The 23,960-nt window shown below is 72.4% G+C and carries 21 protein-coding genes, 2 tRNA genes and 2 pseudogenes; 17 read left to right on the top strand and 8 right to left on the bottom strand.

What is annotated here, in order from left to right; translation table 11 throughout:
* The 5 genes and pseudogenes from E1211_RS17655 to E1211_RS17635 form a co-directional block, all read left to right on the top strand.
* A pseudogene (locus tag E1211_RS17655) lies at positions 1–287 on the top strand (hypothetical protein); the annotation flags it as partial.
* Positions 288–780: 493 nt separating this feature from the next.
* Complete coding sequence (locus E1211_RS17650) at positions 781–1,200, top strand: protein-tyrosine phosphatase family protein (protein ID WP_132350092.1); 420 nt, start codon at positions 781–783, stop codon at positions 1,198–1,200.
* Positions 1,201–1,315: 115 nt separating this feature from the next.
* Positions 1,316–2,578, top strand: coding sequence for a D-alanyl-D-alanine carboxypeptidase family protein (locus E1211_RS17645; protein ID WP_132350091.1), 1,263 nt, complete (start codon positions 1,316–1,318; stop codon positions 2,576–2,578).
* Positions 2,579–2,747: 169 nt separating this feature from the next.
* Entirely contained in the window at positions 2,748–3,566 is an 819-nt protein-coding gene (locus E1211_RS17640; protein WP_371686169.1) for a peptidylprolyl isomerase, read from the top strand.
* Positions 3,567–3,670: 104 nt separating this feature from the next.
* A complete protein-coding gene (locus E1211_RS17635; RefSeq protein WP_165947279.1) occupies positions 3,671–4,549 on the top strand; it encodes an alpha/beta fold hydrolase in 879 nt (292 codons plus the stop codon).
* A gap of 33 nt (positions 4,550–4,582) precedes the next feature.
* Here the strand turns inward: E1211_RS17635 and E1211_RS17630 are convergent, their stop codons facing one another.
* The gene (locus E1211_RS17630) at positions 4,583–5,620 is read right to left on the bottom strand and encodes a LacI family DNA-binding transcriptional regulator (RefSeq protein ID WP_132350090.1); all 1,038 of its coding nucleotides are present in this window, start codon (positions 5,618–5,620) and stop codon (positions 4,583–4,585) included.
* 138 nt (positions 5,621–5,758) lie between these two features.
* Between E1211_RS17630 and E1211_RS17625 the strand changes: the two genes are divergently transcribed.
* The 9 genes from E1211_RS17625 (at position 5,759) to E1211_RS17585 (ending at position 15,128) form a co-directional block, all read left to right on the top strand.
* The gene (locus E1211_RS17625) at positions 5,759–7,066 is read left to right on the top strand and encodes an extracellular solute-binding protein (protein WP_132350089.1); all 1,308 of its coding nucleotides are present in this window, start codon (positions 5,759–5,761) and stop codon (positions 7,064–7,066) included.
* Entirely contained in the window at positions 7,063–8,061 is a 999-nt protein-coding gene (locus E1211_RS17620; RefSeq protein ID WP_132350088.1) for a carbohydrate ABC transporter permease, read from the top strand. Before E1211_RS17625 ends, E1211_RS17620 begins: the two co-directional genes overlap by 4 nt.
* Before the next feature lie 2 nt (positions 8,062–8,063).
* Entirely contained in the window at positions 8,064–8,918 is an 855-nt protein-coding gene (locus E1211_RS17615) for a carbohydrate ABC transporter permease (RefSeq protein ID WP_371686168.1), read from the top strand.
* A 96-nt stretch (positions 8,919–9,014) separates the two neighbouring features.
* The gene (locus tag E1211_RS17610; RefSeq protein WP_243709573.1) at positions 9,015–11,393 is read left to right on the top strand and encodes a glycoside hydrolase family 3 N-terminal domain-containing protein; all 2,379 of its coding nucleotides are present in this window, start codon (positions 9,015–9,017) and stop codon (positions 11,391–11,393) included.
* 6 nt (positions 11,394–11,399) lie between these two features.
* Positions 11,400–12,398 (top strand): acetylxylan esterase, encoded by a 999-nt coding sequence (locus E1211_RS17605; RefSeq protein ID WP_132350086.1) that lies wholly within the window; start codon positions 11,400–11,402, stop codon positions 12,396–12,398.
* Between the two features lie 12 nt (positions 12,399–12,410).
* Positions 12,411–13,304, top strand: coding sequence for a M15 family metallopeptidase (locus E1211_RS17600; protein WP_371686167.1), 894 nt, complete (start codon positions 12,411–12,413; stop codon positions 13,302–13,304).
* A gap of 414 nt (positions 13,305–13,718) precedes the next feature.
* Positions 13,719–13,790, top strand: a tRNA-Glu gene (locus tag E1211_RS17595).
* 29 nt (positions 13,791–13,819) lie between these two features.
* Positions 13,820–13,893 (top strand) — tRNA-Gly (locus E1211_RS17590).
* 35 nt (positions 13,894–13,928) lie between these two features.
* On the top strand, positions 13,929–15,128 hold the full coding sequence (locus E1211_RS17585; RefSeq protein ID WP_132350085.1) for an RtcB family protein: 1,200 nt from the start codon (positions 13,929–13,931) through the stop codon (positions 15,126–15,128).
* Between the two features lie 40 nt (positions 15,129–15,168).
* On the opposite strand, the gene E1211_RS17580 is transcribed toward E1211_RS17585, so the two are convergent.
* The 7 genes from E1211_RS17580 to E1211_RS17550 form a co-directional block, all read right to left on the bottom strand.
* Positions 15,169–15,747 carry a TetR/AcrR family transcriptional regulator gene (locus E1211_RS17580; protein WP_132350084.1) on the bottom strand — a complete coding sequence of 193 codons (579 nt, stop codon included), beginning with the start codon at positions 15,745–15,747 and terminating at the stop codon, positions 15,169–15,171.
* Positions 15,748–15,793: 46 nt separating this feature from the next.
* Positions 15,794–16,348 (bottom strand): carboxymuconolactone decarboxylase family protein, encoded by a 555-nt coding sequence (locus E1211_RS17575; protein WP_132350083.1) that lies wholly within the window; start codon positions 16,346–16,348, stop codon positions 15,794–15,796.
* A 17-nt stretch (positions 16,349–16,365) separates the two neighbouring features.
* Positions 16,366–16,749, bottom strand: coding sequence for a nuclear transport factor 2 family protein (locus E1211_RS17570; RefSeq protein ID WP_132350082.1), 384 nt, complete (start codon positions 16,747–16,749; stop codon positions 16,366–16,368).
* Between the two features lie 211 nt (positions 16,750–16,960).
* A complete protein-coding gene (locus tag E1211_RS17565) occupies positions 16,961–17,344 on the bottom strand; it encodes a UBP-type zinc finger domain-containing protein (RefSeq protein WP_243709572.1) in 384 nt (127 codons plus the stop codon).
* Positions 17,345–17,525: 181 nt separating this feature from the next.
* Positions 17,526–18,779: a formamidase gene (gene fmdA / locus E1211_RS17560; protein ID WP_132350081.1), complete on the bottom strand. Its 1,254-nt coding sequence runs from the start codon at positions 18,777–18,779 to the stop codon at positions 17,526–17,528.
* A gap of 90 nt (positions 18,780–18,869) precedes the next feature.
* Entirely contained in the window at positions 18,870–19,151 is a 282-nt protein-coding gene (locus tag E1211_RS17555) for an FmdB family zinc ribbon protein (RefSeq protein WP_132350080.1), read from the bottom strand.
* 164 nt (positions 19,152–19,315) lie between these two features.
* Positions 19,316–20,806 carry an MFS transporter gene (locus E1211_RS17550; RefSeq protein WP_132350079.1) on the bottom strand — a complete coding sequence of 497 codons (1,491 nt, stop codon included), beginning with the start codon at positions 20,804–20,806 and terminating at the stop codon, positions 19,316–19,318.
* A gap of 330 nt (positions 20,807–21,136) precedes the next feature.
* Between E1211_RS17550 and E1211_RS33925 the strand changes: the two are divergent.
* The 3 genes and pseudogenes from E1211_RS33925 to E1211_RS17535 form a co-directional block, all read left to right on the top strand.
* Positions 21,137–21,337: pseudogene (locus tag E1211_RS33925) on the top strand (peptidase S1); the annotation flags it as partial.
* Between the two features lie 259 nt (positions 21,338–21,596).
* Positions 21,597–22,301: a hypothetical protein gene (locus E1211_RS17540; RefSeq protein ID WP_132350078.1), complete on the top strand. Its 705-nt coding sequence runs from the start codon at positions 21,597–21,599 to the stop codon at positions 22,299–22,301.
* Between the two features lie 631 nt (positions 22,302–22,932).
* Positions 22,933–23,960: LacI family DNA-binding transcriptional regulator (locus E1211_RS17535; protein ID WP_243709571.1), on the top strand; the 1,028-nt coding region annotated here is incomplete at its 3' end.

Here is a 23,960-nt window from a genome sequence, read left to right as displayed (position 1 = left end):
AGGAGTCGAAGCTGCACAACCTGGGTCACCTCGGCGACGCCAACGACCACGACTCGCTGGGCCTGTTCCAGCAGCGCCCCACCTCCGGTTGGGGTACGCCGGAGCAGATCACCGACCCGCAGTACTCGACCACCGCGTTCCTGAAGGGTCTCAAGCAGGTCGACGGCTGGCAGGACATGCCCCTGACCGACGCCGCGCAGACCGTGCAGGTGTCGGCCTACCCGGACGCCTACGCCCAGTGGGAACAGCAGGCCGCCGACCTCGTCGCCCAGTACTGGAACAGCTGACAACCACACAGCACCACAGCACGACCACACAGCAACACAGCACGACCCGACCGCTGGCCGGCACCCACCACGGGTGCCGGCCAGCGACACATCCGCACACAGAACGGAAGCGACACGAACAAGCGGAACGGTCGGAACGGTCACCCCGAGGGTCGGGCGTACGGGAGGAGCCGGCGCAGACACCGGATCTCGGACAGTTCCGCTCGCGGTGACCCGTCACGTGTCCAAGATCCGTGCGTGGCGGCGGAGACGAGATGGTTCCGGGAGGTGGGAAGAAGCGCGGGCGCGGGTACGTTGTGTGGGGTGTCGGTGTGCTCAGTGTCCCCGGGCCTCACCTGATAAATGCCTTCGCGGAATACCGTTCGGCTGGAGCCGCGTCGCGCCACTCGCCGCGAGGCGACCTACACACCGGCACTCCAAGCGCCGCCCTCGACCGTCTGGTCGGGGGCGGCGCTGTCGTTTCCGGCGCCGCTCCGTACGGCAGAATGCCGGGATGAGTGTCGAGTCGTCCTGGGCGGCGCAGTCCGGTGTCGTCGTACTGCCCAGCGGTGCCGCGGTCCGCGGGCGGCGAATCGCCGATGAGGCGTCCCCGGCGGACTTCGCACTGCTGCTGGCTCCCGGTCCGGCACCGGACTGGCCGCACCGGCGAATCCGGTGGCCCGACTTCTGGGTTCCGGTCGACCGCGCCGACGCCCTGGACGCCCTCAGTGAGGCGCTGCGCCGCGCACATGCCGGCGAGCGTGTCGAGGTGGCCTGCCGTGGCGGCCAGGGTCGTACCGGCACCGCCCTGGCCGCGCTCGCGGTGCTCGACGGTATGCCCGCCGAGCGGGTGGTGGAGTGGGTGCGCGCCCACTACCGGCCGCGGGCGGTGGAGACGCCCTGGCAGCGACGGTGGCTGCGCCGCCTCGTGTGACGGCGCACGAGGCGGATCGGCTGCCGACCGGTCGCCGTCAGAGCCGGTTCACGCCGGGCGGTCAGTCAGCGACGTACTGCCCCGGTTTGCCCGTTTTCGGGATTAGGGTGCTGGCATGAGAGATCGGCTGCTGACCACCACGGCGACCGCCGCGCTGCTCACCGTCGGCGCCGCCGTTCCCGCTGCGGCGGCGCCGCCCACCGCCGCCCGCGCCGGCCGTGCCGTACCGGCGGGCGTCGCAGCGGCCGTGCCGTGCCCGCGGGCGGCCGTTCCGGCGCCTTCCCGGCCCGCGCGCCCGTCCCCGCCGCCGGCCGGTGCGCGCGACCGTGCCGTCGGGGGTACGGCGCTGGCCACCGCCGGGCTGATCGTGCCGCCGGGGGCGCCCACGCCACCCCGGGTCACCGCCACCTCGTGGCTCGTGGCCGACCTGGACACCGGTCAGGTGCTGGGCGGCTGTGGTCCGCACGAGCACGGTCCACCGGCGAGTGTGCAGAAGCTCCTTCTCGCCGCGACGATGCTGCCCCGGCTGGACCCGAAGCAGGTCGTCACGGTCACCGACGAGGACATGGACTTCGAGCCGGGCTCCTCCGCGGTCGGCCTGGTCGAGGGCGGGCGGTACACCGTCGAGACGGTCTGGCTCGGGCTGCTGCTGAACTCGGGCAACGACGCGGCCAACGTGCTGGCGCGGCTCGGCGGGGGCGCCGACGGCGCGGCCGGCGGGGTACGCGAGATGAACGAGTACGCGCACCGGCTCGGCGCGCTCCAGACGCACGCGGTCACCCCCTCCGGACTGGACGGGCGCGGGCAGTTCACCAGCGTGTACGACCTGGCGTTGATCGCCCGGGCGTGCTTCGCCGACCCGACCTTCCGGCGGTACACGTTGACCGAGCTGGCCCGGATCCCGGCTCAGCCGGCGCAGCACACCAAGGGCTTCCAGATCCAGAACGAGAACCGGCTCATCTTCGACTACCCGGGAGCGTTGGGCGGTAAGACCGGCTACACCGACCTGGCCCGGCACACCTACGTAGGGGCGGCCGAGCGGGGTGGCCGGCGGCTGGTCGTCACGCTGCTCGGCGCCGAATCTGAACCGAGGCGCGGGTGGGAGCAGGGCGCGGCGCTGCTGGACTGGGGCTTCGCGCTGCCGGCGACGGCCGCGGTGGGGCGGTTGGTCGAGCCGGGGGAGCTGATCGCGACGCCGACGCCGGACCCGACTCCCACCACCGCCACCGGCGAGGCGCGGCCGGCCGCCGCGAGTGGCGCGGTCGGCGGTGGAAGATCGAGCTCCTGGTCGGTGGGGGCGCTCGTCGCCACGGCGAGCGTGGTCCTGCTGACCGGCCTGCTGTGGCGCCGCCGTGCGGGGCGTCGGGGCGGCGCCTGAGCCGGAGGCGAGCAGCTCGCGATGCGCGCCGGCGGACGCTGCCATGCCGGTGGCGCGGGAGCGGGTAGCGGTCCGGACGACGCGCCCGGAGCAGGTCGCGCATCGACAACCGCCGACGGATGTCCATAGACTCCGGTCGCTCCGGCACCACGAGTCCAGGAGGATGCCCGTGTCGCGTGAACCTCGACCGCTGCCTGTCCCCGCCCCGCGTCGCGCGCGGCGTACGCTGCCGCGTCTCGGCAGCGTGGCGCTGCTCGCCGGTGCGCTGGTCGCCGCCGGCGCCACCGCCGCGGTGGCCGCGCCCGCCACGGCGACCGGCGTCGGCGTCGTACCGGCCGCCGCCCAGGGGGGCCCGCGTACCACCCCCGGTCCCTGCGGCTACACGGCGACTCCGGAGGATCCGGCGGTCCGGCCGGTTCCGCTGCCGCCCGACCCCCGCCGTACCCCGGACAAGGGTCGCGTGCGGGTGACGCTCCGCACCAACCACGGATCCATCGGGTTGACCTTGGACCGGGCGGCGGCGCCGTGCACGGTGCAGAGCTTCCTGCACCTGACCCGGCACCGCTTCTACGACCGGACCTCGTGCCACCGGCTGACCGCGTACCCGACGCTGAGCGTCCTGCAGTGCGGCGATCCGTCCGGCACCGGCTCGGGCGGGCCGGGTTACCGCTACCGGGACGAGCTGCCGACCGATCTGCCGCCGGCGCCCACCGACCCGACGGGCGAGCGGCGACTCTACGCGCGGGGCACCCTCGCCATGGCCAACGCCGGCCCGGACACCAACGGGAGCCAGTTCTTCCTGGTGTACGCCGACTCGGCGCTGCGGCCGAACTACACGGTCTTCGGTTCGGTGGACGCGGCCGGGCTCGCCACGCTCGACCGGATCGCGGCCGGGGGGATCGCCCCGACCGCGGAGGACCCGGCCCCGGTCGACGGCGCCCCGGCCCTGCCGGTGGAGATCCGCAAGGCCGTACGGCACCACCACTGACGCCTGCCGAGGTGGGGGATCCCGGCACGACCGGGCCGGGGTCTCCCGCCGGCATGACCCGCGCCCGAGCGGGGATGACCCTGGCGGGTGCGAGGGGGGTGTGGATGGCGGCGTACGTCCGGCACCGGCGGGTCCTCGTGGACGGCGTCGAGGTGTTCTACCGGGAGGCGGGGCCGGCGGGGGCCCCGGTCGTCCTGCTGCCGCACGGCTATCCCTGCTCGTCGTTCCAGTTCCGCAACCTGATGACCGCTCTGGGCGACCGGTGGCGGCTCGTCGCGCCGGACCTGCCGGGCTTCGGCTACAGCGCCACGCCCGACCCGGCGGACTTCGCCTACACCTTCGCCGGCTACGGGCGCTTCCTGCGTCGCTTCGTGGACACCCTGGGTCTGCGGCGGTACGCGATCTACCTGCACGACTACGGCTCGCAGCACGGGTTCCGGCTCGCCATGTCGGCACCGGAGCGGGTGGCCGCGCTGATCGTGCAGAACGGGGACGTCTACCTCGACGAGTTCGGCCCGAAGTACGTGCCGCTGCGGCGCTACTGGGCGGACCCCACGCCGCGGGGACGCGCGGAGCTGGCCGGCAACGTCAGCGAGGAGGGGTTCCGCGACGAGTTCGTCGGGGAACTGCCCGAGCGGCTGGTCGACCGGGTCAGCCCCGACCTGTGGACGCTCGCCTGGGCGCAGCTGCGTACGCCGCCGCGTCCGGAGATCATCGTCGGGCTCTTCACCGATCAGGCCAACACGCTCGCCGATTTTCCGGCCATCCAGGCGTACCTGCGGGAGCGCCGGCCGCCCACGCTGATCGTCTGGGGACCCCACGACGGCTACATGCCGGCCGCCGCGGCGCGGGCGTACCTGCGTGACCTGCCCGACGCCGAGCTGCATCTGCTCGACGGCGGGCACTGGGCGTTGGAGACGAACCTGGACGAGGTGGTGGCCCTGGCCCGGGACTTCCTGAACCGCGTCCATCCGCCGGGCTGAGCCGGGGTCCTGCCGGCGCCACCACCGTGACGGCTAGGGCGAGAAGGGCCGGACCGGTGGGGGGAGCGAGGGCGCCGGCGCGCAGGACGCGCGGACGACCAGCTCGGTGGGCAGCCGGACGTGCGTGTCGCGTTCGACGCCACCGATCAGGTCGATGAGCAGCCGCAGTGCCTCGGCGCCCATGCGTTGCAGGGGCTGCGCGATCGTGGTCAGCGGCGGGTTGACCAGCGCCGACTCCGGGATGTTGTCGAAGCCGATGACGGACAGGTCGTCGGGCACGGTGAGGCCGACCTTCCGCGCCACATCCACCGTGGAGATCGCGGAGAGGTCATTTCCGGCGAAGACGGCGGTCGGCCGCTGCGGGAGCGCGAGCAGTTCGGCGGCCGTGGTGGCTGCGCTCTCGATCCGGAACCCTCCGACGCGCACGAGTCTCTCGTCGACCGGCACTCCGGCGTCGGCCATGGCCCTGCGGAAGCCCGCCTCGCGCAGGCGGGCCGACTCCAGGTCCGGGCGTCCACTGATGTGCCCGATGCGGCGGTGGCCGAGCGACAGCAGGTAGTTGGTCGCGAGTACGGCGCCGGCGAAATTGTCGGAGTCGACGGTGGGCAGGCCGGAGGGACCGGTGTGCGGGTCGACGGCCACCACGTGGAAGCCCTGCTTGGTCTCGACCACGGTCGGCGTGACGATGACGGCCCCGTCGATGAGGGTCCCGGAGAGGCGGGCCAGCGAGCGCCGTTCCCAGCCGATGGCCGTCCCGTCGCCGTCGCCCCCGGAGTAGGCCAGCAGCTGGTAGCCGGTGCCGCCGACCTCCTTGGAGGCCCCCTTGAGCAGCTCTGTCGAGAACGGCTCGAACTCGGCGACCAGGATGCCCAGGACGTTCGTGCGGTGGCTGCGCAGGCTCTGGGCCCCCAGGCTGGCCTCGTATCCGAGCTGGTGGATGACCTGCCGTACGCGCTCCACGGTCGCCTGGGCGACGCCGTATCGGTTGTTGACGACCTTCGACACGGTAGCCACCGAGACGCCGGCCGTTCGGGCCACGTCCGACATCTTGACACGCTCCGGGAAGGTCACGCCGACGATGATAGAGGGCCCACGGGGACGTCTCATCGGGGTTTCGAAAACGTTATCGACAACGGTTGACACTCGGTTACGGGGCTGTAAAACTCGCCGCACCTGATTCCCGCCACTGCTAGTCGAGGAGACGTGTCGATGGCGATGAAGCACCGCGCGGGCGCCGGCCTGGCGCTGTTCCTTACCACCGCACTGCTCGTCGCCGGGTGTAACGGCGGCGACAGCGAAGCCCCCGCCGAGAGCGAGCTCTACCAGAACCCGGTGACTCTGACCTGGTGGCACAACGCCTCCCAGGAGGGGCCTCTGAAGACCTACTGGGAGAAGGTCGCCAAGGACTTCTCCGCGCTCCACCCGACCGTCAAGGTCCAGATCGAGGCGATCGAGACCAACCAGCTCCAGCGCACCCGGCTGCCTGCCGCGCTGCTGAGCAACGACCCGCCGGACGTCTTCCAGGCGTGGGGTGGCGGTGAGATGCGTGAGCAGGTGGAGGCCGACTACCTGAAGGACCTGAGCGAGCAGGCCAAGACGGAGATCGCCGAGATCGGTAGCGCCGCCGAGATCTGGAAGGTGAACGGCAAGCAGTACGGTCTGCCGTACCGCATGGGCATCGAAGGCGTCTGGTACAACAAGGAGATGTTCGCGAAGGCGGGCATCGCCGCGCCTCCGACCACCTTCGACGAACTCAACGACGCGGTCACCAAGCTCAAGGCCATCAACGTCATCCCGATCGCCCTGGGCGCCGGTGACAAGTGGCCCGCCGCCCACTGGTGGTACAACTTCGCGCTGCGCGCCTGCTCGGTCGACACCCTCAAGAAGGCCTCCGCCGAGCTCGTCTTCGACGACCCCTGCTTCGTCAAGGCCGGCCAGGACCTCAAGACCTTCATCGGCACCAACCCGTTCCAGCCGAACTACATCGCCACCCCTGGGCAGAACGACGCGACGAGCGCCAACGGCCTGCTGGCCAACGGCAAGGCCGCGATGGAACTCATGGGCGACTGGAACCGGGGCACCCTCGACACCGTCGCCGAGGACCGGGAGGCGCTCGGCAAGTTCATCGGCTGGTTCCCCGTACCGGCGATCTCCGGTTCCGCCGGCGACCCGAAGGCGGCCCTCGGCGGCGGTGACGGATTCGCCTGCGCCAAGCAGGCCCCGGCCGAGTGCGTCGAGTTCCTCAGATACCTCGTGAGCCCGGAGGTGCAGAAGGGATACGCCGAGACCGGCACCGGTCTGCCCGTCAGCAAGGCCGCCGGAGCCGGCGTCACCGACCCGGCCCTGAAGTCCATCCTGGACGCCACCTCCAACGCGACCTACGTGCAGCTCTGGCTGGACACGGCCTTCGGCAGCACCGTCGGGAACGCGATGAACGACGCCATCGTCGCGATGTTCGCCGGCAACGGGACCGCCGAGCAGGTCGTCGACGCGATGAAGGCGGCCGCGAAGAAGTGACCTCCACCAACCCGACCCTGAGCCCCGCCGGCGGTGCCGACGCGCCGCCGGCGGGCCTCCGGCCGAACCGGCACTCGTCCCTTCGGGCCGCGCAGACCCGGCGCAAGTGGTACGAGATCATCGGGCTCACCCTGCCCGCGGTCATCGTCTACGTGATGTTCGTGCTGGTCCCGATGGGGTTCGCGGTCTACTACAGCCTCTTCCGCTGGCGAGGGATCGGGCCGCCGACCGACTACGTCGGATTCGACAACTACGTGCTCGCCTTCCAGGACCCGATCTTCCTCGACGCGCTGCGCAACAACGCCATCATCGTGGTCGGATCGCTGGTCGTCCAGGGCCCCATCGCGCTGGCCGTGGCCCTGCTGCTGAACCGGCGTTTCCGTGGACGCGCCGTGTTCCGCCTGCTCGTCTTCGTGCCCTACGTGCTCGCCGAAGTCACCGCCGGCATCATGTGGAAGCTGCTCCTGACCGACAACGGGACGGTCGACGCGCTGCTGCGGTCGCTGGGCCTGGGCAGCCTGGTGCGGGCGTGGCTCGCCGACCTCGACGTGGTCATCTGGACGATGCTGTTCGTCCTCACCTGGAAGTACGTCGGCTTCGCCATCATCCTGCTGCTGGCCGGCCTGTCGAACGTACCGCAGGAGCTGACCGAGGCGGCCGCGATCGACGGCGCGAGCTGGTGGCAGACCCAGCGTCACGTCATGCTCCCGCTGCTGGGGCCGACGATCCGGATCTGGATGTTCCTCTCGATGATCGGTTCGTTGCAGGCCTTCGAGGTCATCTGGGTGACCTCGGTGCCGGCGGTGCGGTCGCTCGGCGCCTCGGCCACCATGGCCACGTACATGGTGGACAACGGCTTCTTCGCTCGGCTCTGGGGCTACGGCAACGCGGTGGCCGTGATCCTGTTCGTCATCTCGTTCGTCGCGGCGCTGCTGTTCCAGCGTTTCCTGCTCCGCCGTGACATCGAGGGCGCCGTCACCGGAAGGGTGAACTGACAGTGGCCGCTGACCCGTACCCGTCCGTGACCCGACGCCCGGTGGCGTGGAGCACCCCCCTCACCTACGCGCTGGCCCTCGCGGTCGCGGCCGTGTCGATCGCCCCGGTGGTCTACGTGATCATCGGCGGCTTCCGCACCACCCCGCAGATCATCGCGGACCCGGCCGGCCTGCCCGACCCGTGGGTCTGGGACAACTACGTCAGAGTGCTGACGCAGAGCGACTTCTGGAAACAAGCGCTCAACAGCGCGGTGATCGCGCTGGGCACCACTGTCGGCGTCGTGGTGCTCGGCGTCTGCGCGGCGTTCGTGCTCGCCCGATACACCTTCCGCGGGCGTGAGGGTCTCTACACCTTCTTCACCCTCGGCCTGCTCTTCCCCTCCGGCGCGGCGATCCTGCCGCTGTACCTGATGCTGCGCGACCTGACCCTCATCAACTCCTACTACGCGGTGATCCTCCCGCAGATCGCCTTCTCACTGCCCCTCACGATCGTCATCCTGCGTCCCTTCCTCTCCGCCATCCCCCGCGAACTGGAGGACGCCGCCGCGATCGACGGTGCCGGCCGGTTGGGTTTCCTCTGGCGCATCCTGCTGCCGCTGTCGCGTCCCGCGCTCGTCACCGTCGGGGTCCTCGCGTTCGTGGCCAGCTGGAACGCGTTCCTCCTGCCGCTGCTCGTCCTCGGCGACGTCGACCTGCACACCCTGCCGCTGGGCGTGCAGAACTTCTCGAGCCAGTACACCTCCGACACGGCCGGAATCCTCGCCTTCACGTCGCTGGCGATGTTGCCGGCACTTCTCTTCTTCACCTTCGCCGAGAAGCAGATCGTCGGCGGCCTGCAGGGTGCGGTCAAGGGCTGAACAGCAGCCCTGCGAGCCGCAGGAGGGGAGACGCAGTATGACCGTTTACCTGTATGCCCATCGGGCGTTGCCCGGGTTGATGGGCGTCGGAGGAAAGTGACCGACAACGTGACCGTGGACATCAAACCAGGCACCGCCATCTGGAACGACAGCACCTACGACCTGCCCACCCGGGTCGACGCCCTGGTCGGCGAGATGACCCTGCACGAGAAGATCGCCCAGCTCTACGGAGTCTGGGTGGGGGCCTCCGCCGACGGCGGTGAGGTCGCCCCGTACCAGCACGAGATGGAGGAGCCGGTCGACCTCGACGCGCTGCTGCCGGCCGGCCTCGGTCAGCTGACCCGGCCGTTCGGCACCGCTCCGGTGGACCCGGCGCTGGGCGCGCTCTCGCTGGTGCGGACCCAGCAGCGCATCGTCGAGACGAACCGGTTCGGCATCCCGGCCCTCGCGCACGAGGAGTGCCTGGCCGGCTTCGCCACCTGGGGGGCCACCGCGTACCCGGTGCCGCTCTCCTGGGGAGCCACCTTCGACCCGGTGCTGATCCGGCGGATGGCCGCGGCCATCGGCGACGACATGCGTCGTCTCGGCGTGCACCAAGGGCTCGCGCCGGTGCTCGACGTCGTCCGCGACGCCCGCTGGGGGCGGGTCGAGGAGACCGTCGGAGAGGACCCCTACCTGGTGGGTACGGTCGCCACCGCGTACATCCAGGGGCTGGAGTCGGCGGGGGTGGTCGCCACCCTGAAGCACTTCGTGGGCTACTCCGCCTCCCGCGCCGGGCGCAACCACGCCCCGGTCGGCATGGGCCCGCGCGAACGCGCCGACGTCATGCTGCCGCCGTTCGAGATGGCGGTACGCGAGAGCGGCGTCCGCTCGGTGATGCACGCCTACACCGACACCGACGGGATTCCCTCGGCCGCCGACGAGCAGCTGCTCACCGGTCTGCTCCGGGAGACCTGGGGCTTCACCGGCACCGTGGTCGCCGACTACTTCGGCATCGCGTTCCTGCACGCCCTGCACGGGGTGGCCGGCAGCTGGGGCGAGGCCGCCGGCGCCGCCCTCGCCGCCGGGGTGGACGTCGAGCTGCCCACCGTGAAGACGTTCGGTGAGCCGCTGCGCGCGGCGCTCGCCACCGGCGACGTGCCCGAGGAGCTGATCGACCGGGCGGTGCGCCGGGTGCTGTTGCAGAAGGCCCAGCTCGGGCTCCTAGACGCCGGCTGGAGTCCGGTACCGCCGGCGCTCGACGGCGTCGACCTCAGCGACCCGGAGACGCTCCGTGGCCGTGTCGACCTGGACCCGCCGGCCAACCGGGCACTCGCCCGGCAGGTGGCCGAGGAGGCCGTCGTCCTGCTGCGCAATGAGGGTCTCCTGCCGCTGGCCACGCCCGGGCGGATCGCGGTGATCGGGCCGCAGGCGGAGAACCCGACCGCGGTGCTCGGCTGCTACTCCTTCCCGCTGCACGTCGGCGCCAAGCACCCGCAGGTGCCGCTCGGGATCGAACTGCCCACGCTGGTCGCGGCGCTGCGCGCCGAGTTCCCGGCCACCGAGGTGCTGGTGGAGGCCGGCGCCAGCGTCGACGGGTCGGAGACCGACGGCTTCGCGGCGGCCGTCGAGGCGGCCCGGGGCGCGGACGTGGTGATCGCCGCGCTCGGCGACCGGGCCGGGCTCTTCGGCCGGGGCACCAGCGGCGAGGGTTGCGACGCCGAGTCGCTGGCCCTGCCGGGTGTGCAGCAGCAACTGCTCGACACGCTGCTCGACACCGGGACGCCGGTGGTGGTCGCGATGATCGCCGGTCGCCCGTACGCGCTCGGCCGCGCGGTCGACGAGGCCGCCGCCATCGTGCAGTCCTTCTTCCCGGGCGAGGAGGGCATGGCGGCGATCGCCGGGGTGCTCGGCGGCCGGGTCGAACCGCAGGGGCGGCTGCCGATCGGTGTGCCGCGCCGGCCGGGTGGGCAACCCGGGACGTACCTCACCGCGCGGCTCGGTCAGGTCAGCGACGTCTCCAACATCGACCCGACCCCGGCGTACGGGTTCGGACACGGGCTCAGCTACACCCGATTCGACTGGTCCGACCTCACCCTCGAACGGAGGGTGGCGCAGACCCACGGCGAGTTCCGGCTGAGCTTCACGGTGCGCAACGCCGGTGACCGGTGGGGCAGCGAGGTCGTGCAGTTGTACGCGCACGACCCGGTCGCCTCGGTGGTGCAGCCGGTGCAACGGCTGATCGGCTACGAGCGGGTACGACTCGACCCGGGGGCCGCGTGCCGCGTCGAGCTGACCGTGCCGGCCGACCTGTTCTCGTTCACCGGAAAGGACGGGCGGCGGATCGTCGAGCCGGGCGAGCTGGAGCTACGGCTGGCCGCGTCGAGCACCGACGCCCGACTGGTCGCGCCGGTCGAGCTGCGCGGACCGGTCCGGTACGTCGACCACACCAGGCGGCTGCACCCGGAGATCACGGTCACGCCGGTCGAGGGCTGACCGGGCGTGTACACCGACCTGCCCGAGGAGCAGCTGCGCGCGCACCGCAGCGGCGTACGGGACCCGGAGGACTTCGACCGGTTCTGGGCGGAGACGCTGGCCGAGGCCCGGTCGGCCGGCGCCGCCGTCCGGGTCGAGCCGGTGCCGACCGGTCTGGCCGGCATCGACGTCTTCGACGTGACCTTCCCCGGCTTCGCCGGCCAGCCCGTCCGGGCCTGGTTGCGGGTGCCGATCGGCGCCGGGGCGCCTCTGCCGGCCGTCGTGCAGTACGCCGGGTACGGCGGCGGGCGGGGTCACCCGCTGGCGAACCTGCTCTGGGCCGCGGCCGGGTACGCGCACCTGCAGATGGACACCCGCGGGCAGGGCTCGGGGTGGAGCCGGGGTGACACCCCCGACCCCGCCGTGGCGGGCCCGGAGGCGCCCGGGGTGATGACCCGGGGCATCGCCGAGCCCCGTACGTACTACTACCGGCGTCTGATCACCGACGCGGTCCGGGCGGTGGACGCCGCCCGGACCCTGCCGGCGGTCGACCCGCAGCGGGTCGCGACGCTCGGGCACAGCCAGGGCGGCGCGCTGGCGCTCGCGGCCGGCGCGCTCGTGCCCGACCTGCGCGCGGTCGTCGCCGGGGTGCCGTTCCTCTGCGACGTTCCGCGCGCCATCGTGGTGACCGACACCCGCCCGTACCGGGAGGTGCGTGACTACCTGGCCGTCCACCGGGACGCCGAGGAGCGGGTGTTGACGACCCTGGCGTACGTCGACGGGGTGAACTTCGCCCGCCGCTGCCACCTGCCGGCGCGCTACTCGGTGGCGTTGATGGACGACATCGTGCCGCCGTCGACGGTGTTCGCCGCCGTCAACGCGCACGCCGGGCCGGCGGAGCTCTCCGTGTGGCGCTACAACGGTCACGAGGCGGGCGGGATCGAGGACGACGCGGCGGCGCTGCGATTCCTCGGCACGCACCTGGCGGCCGACGCCGACCCGGCACCGGAGGCCGGTGGCGGCTGATAGACAGGACGGGTGGGCGGGTCAGGTGCGGTGCGAGGCGGCCGGCTCCGCTGCGCGGCCCAAGTCAGCGCGGCGCTGCTGACGGTCGGTGCGCTGCTCGCCGGTTGCTCGCGGCCGGAGCCCCGGCCCGCGCCGACGCCACCGGTCCCGCAGCCGTCGCCGAGCGGCCCGGCGGGCGGCACGCCGTCGGCGTCCGCCACCGGGCAGCCGCGGCTACCCGGCTTCGTGGTCCTCGGCGACGTCGATCCGCGCATCCTCACCGACATCCGGTACGCCACCGAGCACAACTTCGTCGGCCGTCCGATCACCGGCTACCGGGAGCCGCTCTGCCTGCTCACCCGCCGGGCGGCGGAGGCACTGCGCCGGGTGCAGGACGCCGCCCTGGCCGGCGGGCACAGCCTCAAGGTGTACGACTGCTACCGCCCGGTGCCGGCCGTGGACGACTTCGTCGCGTGGTCCAAGCGCCCCGACGAGCAGCAGACGAAGGCCGAGTTCTACCCGCACGTGGCGAAGTCCCGGCTCTTCGCCGACGGGTACATCGGCGCGCCGACCGCGCACAGCCGGGGCAGCACGATGGACCTGACGCTGGTCGCGGTGCCGGCCGCCAGCCAGCCGCCGTTCGTACCCGGCCGACCGCTGGTGTCGTGCACCGCGCCGCGCGCCCAGCGTTTCCCCGACAACAGCATCGACATGGGCACCGGCTTCGACTGCTTCGATCCGCGGGCGCGGACGGCCGCCTCGGGAATCAGTGGCACCGCGCGGGAGAACCGGAGGCTGCTCGAACGGTTAATGAGCGACGCCGGGTTCGTCAACTACCCCGGCGAGTGGTGGCACTACAGGTACGAGGACGAGCCCTATCCGGACACCTTCTTCGACGCCCCGGTGGCCCGCTCGTCGGTCGACTGAACCGGCCCACCGGCGGACCGGGCCGGATCCCTCAGGCGATCGGCGGCGTCGGTGGGCGCTGACCGCCACACCGAGTGGACGAGCGGTGGCCGGTAATTCCGATTGCGGGTCGCGCGGGGTCCGCATACCGTCGTTTCCGCAAGGTCAACCGAGCGGAACGCCAGGGAGTACGCCGTGTCGCGACGCATCAACACCCGAGCCGTGCGGCCCACGCCGCAGGGCGGTGCGTGGCCGGCCACAGGCGAGGAGACCCGGGGCCGGGGCCGGTTCGTGGGGGGCCGGTGTCGGGGAAGGCGGCGGCGCGACTGACGCGCCCGCGTACACACGCAGCCGCCCACCCCGCCGGGGTCCGGGCGGTTTTTTCGTCCGCGGCTCCGGCACCGGGCGGGTCGAGGGGGTCACCCGCCCGGGCACGGGCCGTTGGAGCAGCGGAAGCTCACCCGGTTCTCACCCGGGAGGTCACGGGTTCGAATCCCGTACGGCCTACGTGCCGGCGCGCGGCGCCGGACGGTATCGCGGTTGTAGCGCAGCCTGGCAGCGCGTCACCTCGCCATGGTGAAGGTCGCCGGTTCGATTCCGGCCAGCCGCTCCGACACGAGTCGAGCACGAGACGAGGAGACGACTATGGGTTTCACCCCGCTGGCCGGTACCCGCGCGCCGGTACGGGTCTGGACCGACCCGTACGGCATCGAGCCGCAGGCGGCGAAGCAGTTGCGCAACAAAGGGGCACTGCCCTGGGTGGAGGGCGTCGCGGTGATGCCGGACGTCCACTTCGGCAAGGGCGCCACGGTCGGCTCGGTGATCGCGATGCGGCAGGCCGTCTCGCCGGCGGCGGTCGGCGTGGACATCGGCTGCGGTATGTCGGCGGTGCGTACCTCGCTCACCGCAGCCGATCTGCCGGACGACCTGGCGGGGCTGCGTTCGGCGATCGAGGCGGTCATCCCGGTCGGCTTCGCGCAGCGGGAGAAGGCCGTCGACCCGCGGCGGGTACGCGGCCTGGAGCAGGGCGGCTGGGACGGCTTCTGGCGGCGGTTCGCGGATCTCGACCGTCGGGTGGCGCAGCTGGAGGTACGCGCGCAGCGGCAGCTCGGCACGCTCGGCGGCGGCAACCACTTCATCGAGGTCTGCCTCGAGCAGGGCGGCGCCGACGAGGGGCGGGTGTGGCTGATGCTGCACTCCGGGTCGCGCAACATCGGCAAGGAGCTGGCCGAGCGGCACATCGGGGTCGCCCGCCGGCTGCCGCACAACGCCGACCTGCCGGACCGGGACCTCGCGGTCTTCCTCGCCGGCACGCCGGAGATGGAGGCGTACCGCCGGGACCTGTTCTGGGCGCAGGAGTACGCGCGGCGCAACCGTGCCGTGATGCTGGCGGTGCTCTGCAACGTGGTCCGGGACCGGTTCCCGCAGGTGCGCTACGACGAGGCGATCTCCTGCCACCACAACTACGTGGCGGAGGAGAGCTACGGCGGGGTGGACGTGCTGGTGACCCGCAAGGGCGCGATCCGGGCCGGCCGGGGGGACCTGGGCATCATCCCGGGGTCGATGGGCACCGGGTCGTACATCGTGCGGGGCAAGGGCAACCCGGACGCCTACTGCTCGGCGTCGCACGGGGCGGGGCGGCGGATGTCGCGGGCGCAGGCGAAGCGCACCTTCGACACCGACGACCTGGCGGCGCAGACGGCGGGCGTGGAGTGCCGCAAGGACGCCGGGGTGGTGGACGAGATTCCCGGCGCGTACAAGGACATCACCGAGGTGATGGCGCGGCAGGAGGACCTGGTCGAGGTGGTCGCGCACCTCAAGCAGGTGGTCTGCGTGAAGGGTTGAGTTGCCGGCGGCGGCCGTGGGGCCGCCGCCGGCACCGTGGTCAGGCGCGGAACGCGTTGAGCACCATCTCGCCGTAGCGGCGCCACAGCGCGGGATCCCACTGGTCGAGCATGATGAGTTGCCGGATCGTTCCGCAGAGCACGACTCGTACGTCGAGTTGGTCGGCGTCCGCACGGATCCGGCCCGACGGCTTGGCCGCTTCGAACAGCCGGCCGACCAGGTCCAGCAGATGGCTCGCCGGGGCGAGCCGGGCCTCGAAGAAGACCGTGGCGAGCACCCGGTCCTGGGCAAGGCGTTCGAACAGGTCGGGTACGTAGTCACGCAGTGCCTGACGGACGTCGGTGTCGTCGAGGGCGGTGAGCGTGCGGTGCTCCAGGACTCGGAGCTGTTCCCGGGCGAGCGTGAGGATCAGATCGTCCTTGCTGGGGTAGCTGCGGTAGACGGTGGCTCGGCCGACTCCGGCCCGCTCCGCGACCTGGGGCACGGTGACCTGTAGTCCGTGTTCGCCGAAGAGTTCCCGGGCGGCCGCGATGACCTTCTCGTGATTGCGGCGCGCGTCGAGGCGTCGATGGGACGGCTCCGCCCCGGTCGGTTCCGGGCTGCGGTCGGGCGCGGTCATGAGGCTCAGTCTGCCTGGGCGGTGGTGGTCACGGGTGGGGGCGACGTCAGGCGGCGGAGTCGTCGGACAGCACCGTGTCGTCCGAGTACACCTTGGTGAGCTCGACGTCGAGCACCGTGCAGACCCGGCCGAACGCCCAGTAGTAACCGATCACCTGGAGCACCTCGACGATCTCCCGCTCGCTGAGGAACTGCCGTACCTCGGCGAAGAGCTCGTCCGGGACGCGCGGGTGCCGCACCACCTCGGCGGTGAACCGGATCAGTGCCCGGTCGTACGGCGTGAGCTCGCCGCTGTCGATCTCCCGCGCCGCGATGATCTCCCGTACCCGTTCCGGCACGCCGGCAGCCGCCGCCATCGGCTGATGCTGGGCCGCCTCGAACTCGCAGTCGGTGTGCTCGGCCACCGTCAGGATCACCAGCTCCCGCGAGCGGTCCGGCAGCTCCAGCTGGGTGAAGAGCGTCCTCGCGAACTGGATGAACGGCTTCACCGTGCCGGCCGAGTGGCTCAGCATCTTGACCAGCGGATCCGGCGGGAGGGTCGACAGGAAATCGCGCAGGTCGTCGGGGTGGCGCTTCGGGTCGGGGTCGGTGAGGCGGGGCACGTCGGTCTCCGATCTGTTCAGGCGGTCGGGGTGGTCTCGTCCGGCGCCAGGTCGAATCCCGTCTCGCTGAGGTGCCGGAACCGGCCGTCCTCCGCGAAGGAGCCGAAGACGGAGATCTCCCGCCGGGCGGTGGTGCCGTCCGTCATCGTGATCTCGTAGACGTGCCGTTCGGCGTAGGTGGTGCCGTGCCGGATCTCGTCGAGCACCGTCACCGTGCCGCTGACCACCCGGTCCCGCATCCCGGCGACGAGCTGGGTGAACTCGGCGCGATCGAGCGTCTTGCCGTCGCTGCGATGGGTGTAGTCCGGCGCGTAGTACGCGTCCAGGGCGTCGTCCAACGCGCGGGTGGGCGCGAGGGCCAGTTCGTTGAGGGCGTCGCTGAGGCGCACCTGGTCTGCCACTCGAAGCTTCTTTCGTCCGGCGACTCTTACCGGACCACCTAGTCCGGTTGCTGTCGACGACGGTACCGGACTACCTGGTCCGCTTGCCGTCGGGTCGAGGGTGATCGCCGTCATGCCGAGAGCGGCTCCACGCCGATGGGCGTGGAGCCGCGTGATCCGGGCTTCCCGGGGTGTCCCGGCCAGGGCGCCGGTGGCCGTCCTAGCGGGTGGCTCAGTGCAGGTGGGTCTTCCAGTCCGCCGGTACCCGGCCGCGCGGACCGGGCGCCGGCTGGTCGAGCGGGTGCGACTGCGGCTCGGCCAGCTCCGGCCCGCCCTCCAGGAACTGGTCGTTGGAGTAGTCCCAGAACCACGACTCGCCGGGCTCGAAGCTCTGGATGACGGGGTGGCCGGTCGCGGCGGCGTGCGCGGTCGCGTGCTGGCTCGGCGAGGAGTCGCAGCAGCCGATGTGGCCGCAGGCCGCGCAGCGGCGCAGGTGGAACCACCACCCACCGGAGGCGTCGCACTCCAGGCAGCCGGTGCCGCTCGGCGGTACGGCGGGGTTGACCGGTGCGGTCACGTCCGCCGGCTCCGCACCGGAATCGAATTGGTCACCCACGACGCCTTCCCTCCCCGTCCACGGCTCCGGTCGTCGGTCGCTGCTGAACCGCACGCCCCACCGGGCCGCCCGAGCTCGCAGTCTGGCACCCGGCGGCAGCGGGCTCCAGCCCGCCCCCTCGCGGTGTGTCCTGGCCGACGGCGTGTCCCAGCCGGTCTTGATCGACCCGACGTCGAGGCGGTCAGAAGGTCGACTTCGGCGCCGTGGCCCCCTGCGTGACCCGGGTCGGGCCGGCCGCCGACGGGCGGACGTCGACGTCGAAGATCTCGGTGGGGAGGTAGACGGTCGCGCAGGAGTTCGGGATGTCCACCACCCCGGAGAAGCGGCCCTCGATGGGTGCCGCACCCAGGATCAGGTACGCCTGCTCGGGGCTGTACCCGAACTTCGTGAGGTAGTCGATCGCGTGCAGGCAGGCGCGTTGGAACGCCAGTTGTGAGTCGAGGTAGCGCTGCTCCCCGTCCAGCGTCACCGAGATGCCGGAGAAGGCGAGCCACTGGCTGTACTGCGGGTTGTTGTTGCCGGGCAGGAAGATCGCGTTCTCCGACACCCCGTACGTCCGCATCCCGTCCTTGATCAGGTCGACGTGCAGGTCGATGAAGCCACCCATCTCGATCGCGCCGCAGAACGTGATCTCCCCGTCGCCCTGGGAGAAGTGCAGATCCCCCACGGAGAGGTTGGCGCCGGGCACGTAGACCGGATAGAAGATCCGGGATCCCTTGGTGAGGTTCTTGATGTCCTGGTTCCCGCCGTTCTCCCGCGGCGGGGCGGTCCGCGCCGCCGACGCGGCGGCCCGTTCGTAATCGGAGCCGCTCAGCGAACCGAGCACCGCGTCCTGCGGCAGCGGCGGCAGCGCCAGCGGCGGCACCCGGTCCGGGTCGGTCTCGGCCAGCGCCTGCTCCCGCCGGTTCCACCTGCCGAGGAGATCCGCGGAGGGGGCCGTGCCCATCAGGCCGGGGTGGACCATGCCGGTGAAGGAGACGCCGGGGATGTGCCGCGACGTGGCCCGCTGCCCGGTGAAGTCCCAGATCGCCTTGTACGCGTCGGGGAACTGGTCGGTGAGGAAGCCGCCGCCGTTCTGCCTGGCGAAGATGCCCGTGTAGCCCCAGCCCTGGCCGGCGAGCGGACCGGAATCCTCCTGCGGAATCGGGCCGACGTCGAGGATGTCGACCATCAGCAGGTCACCGGGCTCGGCGCCCTGCACGGCGAACGGGCCGCTCAGCGCGTGCACGATGGAGAGCGGCGCGTCGCGGACGTCGTCCGCGGAGTCGTCGTTGTGGATCTCGCCGTCGAACCACTCCCGGCAGTGCACCCGGAACGTCGCGCCCGGCTTGACGGTGGCCACGGGCGGGATGTCGGGGTGCCACCGGTTGTGTCCGATCTTCTCCTGCTCCGTGAACCGTTTCGTCGAGTCCAAGGCAAAGATGACCTCGGGCATCTGCCGCTTCCCTTCGTCACACCGTCCGCCGCGGTGGTGATCTTCGGTCTGGTCGGCGGGCTCCCGTGGCTGCGGGTGCCGCCGGTGCTGTCACAACCGGGGCAGTCGCGCCCGAGCCGGATGAGCCGGCGCGGCCACAGCGGGTCGCCCTCCGGGAATGCGCGACACGACCTCCGGCGTCTCCGCGCTCCTCGCCGCTCCGTCGAGGGCGGCACCGAGCGCGCGAGGCGTCCGGGCCAGCCCGGGCGCGGACCAGACCCGGGCGGCCCGCCCCTGACAGGCGGGGCAGCTGAGCGTCGCTCCGGCCTCGCCGAGGGGGAGGCGCACCTCGAAGTCACCGTCACGCGGACACCGGTACTCGTACGTCGCCACGCGACCTCCTCGCCCGCCATCGCCGTTCGTGCCTCCGGCGTGGAACCTGGGCGCCGCGCCGGCCAGGTCAAGAATCGGACGCATCCGCACGCGCCGCAGCCCAACGTGCGTGGTCGGCCGCGATCGGGTGACGGTGCGGGGTGGTGGCGGTGCGGTCGGCCGGTTCAGCCCAGGTGGGCCGGGCCGCCGGTGGGCACGTCCTGCCGGCGCACCCTGATCAGGAACAGGGTGGTCAGGCCGGAGAGCAGGATCAGCCCGGTAGCCCAGGCGAACGCCACCGCGTAGCCGTGCAGCAGCGCCCGGACCTGGGTGACCGGATCCGGCGTACGGGTCGCCAGGTAGCCGGCGACGGCGCTGGTGTAGAGCGTGTTGAGCAGTGCGGTGCCGAGCGACCCGCCGACCTGTTGGGTGGCGTTGAGGGTGGCGCTGGCCGCGCCCGCGTCGTGCTCCGGGACCCCGTAGAGGGCGAGGCTGGACAGGGGCACGAAGGTGAAGCCGAGTCCGAGGCCGAGGACGATCTGGGCGGGCAGCAGGAGGGCGACGAAGGAGGTGTCGACGTCCACCTGGGTGAGCGCCACCATGCCACCCGCCGCGAGCACCGCGCCGCCGAGCATGAGCGGCTTGGCTCCGATGCGGGGCAGCAGTTGGCTGGCGCCGCCCGCGGCGATCAGCACGCCGGCGGTGACCGGAAGCGAGGCGAGGCCGGCCTCCAGCGGCGTGTAGCGGAGCACCGTCTGCAGGTAGATGGTCAGGAACAGGAACGCCCCGAACAGGCCGGCGCCGATCAGCGTGGAGGCCAGGTACGCGCCGCCGCGGTTGCGGTCCAGCAGGATCCGCATCGGCAGCAGGGGGTTCCTGGTGCGGAGCTCGATCAGTACGAACACGGCGAGCAGCGCCACGCCGACCAGGATGAAGGTGAGCGTCACGGGGGCGGTCCAGCCGTCCTCGGCGGCCTGGGTGAAGCCGTACACCAGGCTCACGAGGCCGGCGGTGACGACCAGCGCGCCCGGTACGTCGTACCGGGTGTCGCCGTGCGCCCGGCTCTCCGGCACCAGCGGAAGCGCGGCGACCAGCGCCACCGCGGCGACCGGGATGTTGACCAGCAGGCACCAGCGCCAGCTGGCGTACTCCGTGAGCACCCCGCCGAGCAGGAGGCCGACGGCGGAGCCGCCACCGGCGATCGCGCCGTAGACGGCGAACGCCTTGGCGCGTTCCCGGGTCTCGGTGAAGAGGACGGTGAGCAGCGCCAGCGAGGCCGGCGCGAGCAGCGCGCCGAAGGCGCCCTGCAGGGCGCGGGCGCCGAACAGCATGGCCCCGTCGCCGGCGAGACCGCCGATGGCGGAGGCGAGCGCGAAGCCCACCGTCCCGACCACGAAGGCCCGCTTGCGACCCCAGTAGTCGGCGATCCGGCCGCCGAGCAGCAGCAGACCACCGAAGGTCAGCGTGTACGCGGTCACCACCCACTGCCGGTTGGCGTCGCTGATGCCGAGGTCGGCCTGGGCGTGGGGGAGCGCGATGTTCACGATGGTGGCGTCGAGCACCACCATCAGTTGGGCGATGGCGATGACGGCGAGCGCCGCCCAGCGCTGCGGGTGCCCGCCGGTCTCCGCCTCGGCGTCGGGCGCGCCAGGGCTGGTCGAGGTCGTTCCGGGCATGGCGAAGCCTTCCGTGCGGACTCGGTACCGGCTCGGCGCGTCAGGACGGTCGTGCTCGCGCAACCGCCGGCGGTCGCCATCAGGTCCCCGACGCGCCCGCGTTCGGCTGCCGGCGCTGGCCGTCCCGCCCCTCGCGAATTGCCTTCGCGTCCGACGCTAACGGCGGGATCCGGGCCGCGCAGCGGCTTCGCAGATCCGTCCCCGGTCGGGTCGTGCCCGAATCGGCGTGCGGGTGCGAGCGGCACCGGTACGCGGACCACGTTCAGCTGGCGACCACTGGTCGAACTCTTCGCCGCCGGCCTCTCCGCGCCGGCCGCGACCACCTAGACCTGGGGCGGGACGGACGGCATCGCGCCGCTCGTGGTCGGCGGCTGCCGGCCGGCGAGAACTACTCCCTTCGTGGTCTACCGCTCCGGCTGCACCGGCTCACTGACCAAGGTCAACCGGGCGGTCACCGCCGCGCACTGCCCGACCCCGTCGCCCGTACGGGTGGGCAGCGTCAGCCGCACCAGTGGCGGAACGGTCGTCGGGTGACCCGGGCGGTCAACCGGCGCGACGGATCCATCCGTTTACGGCGACCTGACGGCGATCCGGTTCTGGTTCGACACCCAGGTCGGTGGCGTGCCGTCCTGACCGGACGGTGCATTCCGGACGATGGGGGGACGTCGCGACGGCGTCCCCCGCTTCCGGTCGGAGAGCGGTCGAGGGAGCGTCACCGTACGGGGGAATCCCGGCCAGCCGCAGTGTGCGGTAGCGTGCCTCCCATATCGAACCCTCCCGAGGTGAACCCATGCGTGTGGTGGCCGCGCTCGCCCTGACTCTCGCGATGGCGCCCGCGCCGCAGCCGTCGACGTCCCCGTCGGCGCCCGATGGTCTCCTCGGCGGTCTGGTGGGCGGCCTCGGTGACCTGGTGGACGGCCTGCTGGGCGCGGGCGACCCGCCGCCGACCGACCCGCCGCCGACCGACCCGCCGTCGGCCGGGCCGACCGCGGCCCCGACGACGCCGGGCCCGTCCGCCACCTCGATCCCCACGCCTGGTCCGATCATTCCGTCGGGGCTGGGACCGAGCGGCGCGCCGACGAGCCGCCCGGCCGGCCTGCCGGGTCACGTGGTGCGACCCGGTCGTGACGGCGGGCCCGACGTCGTGGTGACCGTCGTGCCGCAGCCCGCCGGTGCGCCGGAGGCGGCGCCGTCCATCTCGGACGGTCTCGCCGTGCCGACCGTCGTGCGGACCGACCCGGTGCTGCGCTGGGCCGCGCTGCTCTTCGCCATCGGCGTCCTGGCGTTGCCGGTGGTCCTGCTCGTGCGTCGGCGCCCCGCGCCCACCGCCGCGCCGCCGGCTCCGACTCCGGCACCGGCCCGGGTCGGGCCGGTGCCGCCCGGGCCGGACGACACCGCCGAGAACGTGACCCGGCTCCCCACGAACCTGAACGCGATCTACGAACTCGGCCGCCTCGACGAGCGGCTCGCTCAGGAGCGCGACCGCCGCTCCTGAGCCGCGCGGGCGTCTTCGCCCCGCGCCCGGTCCGCCTCGCTCGGTTTCCGTCCCGGGACCGGTCCGCCTCGCTCGGTTTCGGTCCCGGGACCGGTCCGCCTCGGCCGGTCCTGCTCGCGCCCGGTCTTTCTCGGGTCCCGCTCACGGCCGATCTCTCTCGGCCGGTCCTGCTCGCGCCCGGTCTTTCTCGGGTCCCGCTCACGGCCGATCTCTCTCGGCCGGTCCTGCTCGCGCCGGGTCTCTCCCGGCTGCTCCTGCTCGTGATCGGTTCGTCTCGGCCGTTCTCTCCGCCGGTTCGCCCCGGGGTCGGTCCGTCTCGCTCGCACCGAACCCGGTCGATGGACTGCCCGGGCGTGCGTTGGCGTGGGGCGCGTGGTTCCCGTCGGCAAAGCGGTCGGGCTGACCGTAATTGCGCCGGAGTGTCGGACCGTCGGCGCTTTGGTGCCTGCCGGCCGGATCGACGACGGTGCTGGTCAGAGCGATTGGAAACGTTTTCGTAACGAGCCCTTGACCTCTCGGCGAAGCCGGGGGCAGACTCCCCGGAAACGTTTACAGCGATCGGGCGGAGGTACGGTACGTGGGTCGTAAACGTTTACAGGAGCCAGCGGACGGCCGGCCGACGGTGCATACCGTGGCCGCCCGGGCCGGCGTCTCCATCGCGTCCGCCTCCCGCGTCCTCAACGGCGTCGGCGGCAGCCCGGAGACCGTCCGCAAGGTGCGCGCCGCGGCCGCCGAGGTGGGGTACGTACCGAACGCCATCGCCCGCTCACTCCAGTCCCAGCGCACCGGCCTGATCGCGCTCGCCGTCGAGGACATCGGCAACCCGGTCTACGTGGCGATGATGCGGGCCATCGAGGCGGTGGTCGCCTCGTCCGGCCGGCAACTGGTGGTGCACGCCACCGGCGGGCGGATCGACAACGAGACGACTCTGCTGCGCCGGCTCGCCAACCGCTATGTCGACGGGATGATCATCTCGCCGATCCGGGTGACCGACGACCACCTCGGCGCACTGGTCGCCAGCCCGGTGCCGGTGGTGGTCGTCGGCCAGCTCGGTGCGGACGCCCCGATCGACAACGTACGCACCGACTCCCGGCACGGCGTCGCGCTCGCCGTGGACCACCTGCTCGCCACCGGTCGCCGCCGGGTCGGCTTCGTGAACGGGCCGCTCGACACCGTCCCGGGCGCCGCCCGGGACGCCGGCTTCCGCACCGCACTCGCCCGGCACGGCATCGAGCTCGACGAGGACCTCGTCGAGGTGGGCGACTTCCAGTACGCGGCCGGCCGCGCCGCCGCCGTGCGGCTGCTCGCCCGGGCCGCGCCGGACGCGCTGATCTGCGCCAACGACCTCATCGCCGTCGGCGCGCTGCACGCGCTACTGGCCACCGGCCGCCGGGTGCCCCAGGACGTCGCGCTGGTCGGCATGGACGACACCGAACTGGCCCAGATGATGTTCCCCCAGCTCTCCAGCGTCTCGCTCGGTTCGGCCGAACGGGGGCGTCGGGCCGCCGAGCTGCTGCTGCAACGCATCGCCGACCCGGCCCTGCCGCCGCGGCGCGAGCAGGTGCAGCCCAACCTCGCCGTCCGCGCCTCCAGCGCCACGACGCCACCGTCGCCGCGGCCGAGCGCCGACCCGTTCGCCGGGCCGGCCGAGCCCACACC

Source organism: Micromonospora sp. 15K316 (assembly GCF_004348525.1).
Lineage (GTDB): Bacteria > Actinomycetota > Actinomycetes > Mycobacteriales > Micromonosporaceae > Micromonospora.
Note: the sequence above shows the minus strand (reverse complement) of the source record. Positions and strands in the feature narration are given on the sequence as shown.

Excerpts from the sequence above, each read along its gene's own strand:
- fmdA (WP_132350081.1), bottom strand. The coding sequence starts at position 18,779 with ATGCCCGAGGTCATCTTTGCCTTGGACTCGACGAAACGGTTCACGGAG.
- E1211_RS17540 (WP_132350078.1), top strand. The coding sequence starts at position 21,597 with ATGCGTGTGGTGGCCGCGCTCGCCCTGACTCTCGCGATGGCGCCCGCG.
- E1211_RS17650 (WP_132350092.1), top strand. The coding sequence starts at position 781 with ATGAGTGTCGAGTCGTCCTGGGCGGCGCAGTCCGGTGTCGTCGTACTG.
- E1211_RS17550 (WP_132350079.1), bottom strand. The coding sequence starts at position 20,806 with ATGCCCGGAACGACCTCGACCAGCCCTGGCGCGCCCGACGCCGAGGCG.
- E1211_RS17585 (WP_132350085.1), top strand. The coding sequence starts at position 13,929 with ATGGGTTTCACCCCGCTGGCCGGTACCCGCGCGCCGGTACGGGTCTGG.
- E1211_RS17625 (WP_132350089.1), top strand. The coding sequence starts at position 5,759 with ATGGCGATGAAGCACCGCGCGGGCGCCGGCCTGGCGCTGTTCCTTACC.
- E1211_RS17645 (WP_132350091.1), top strand. The coding sequence starts at position 1,316 with ATGAGAGATCGGCTGCTGACCACCACGGCGACCGCCGCGCTGCTCACC.
- E1211_RS17580 (WP_132350084.1), bottom strand. The coding sequence starts at position 15,747 with ATGACCGCGCCCGACCGCAGCCCGGAACCGACCGGGGCGGAGCCGTCC.
- E1211_RS17635 (WP_165947279.1), top strand. The coding sequence starts at position 3,671 with ATGGCGGCGTACGTCCGGCACCGGCGGGTCCTCGTGGACGGCGTCGAG.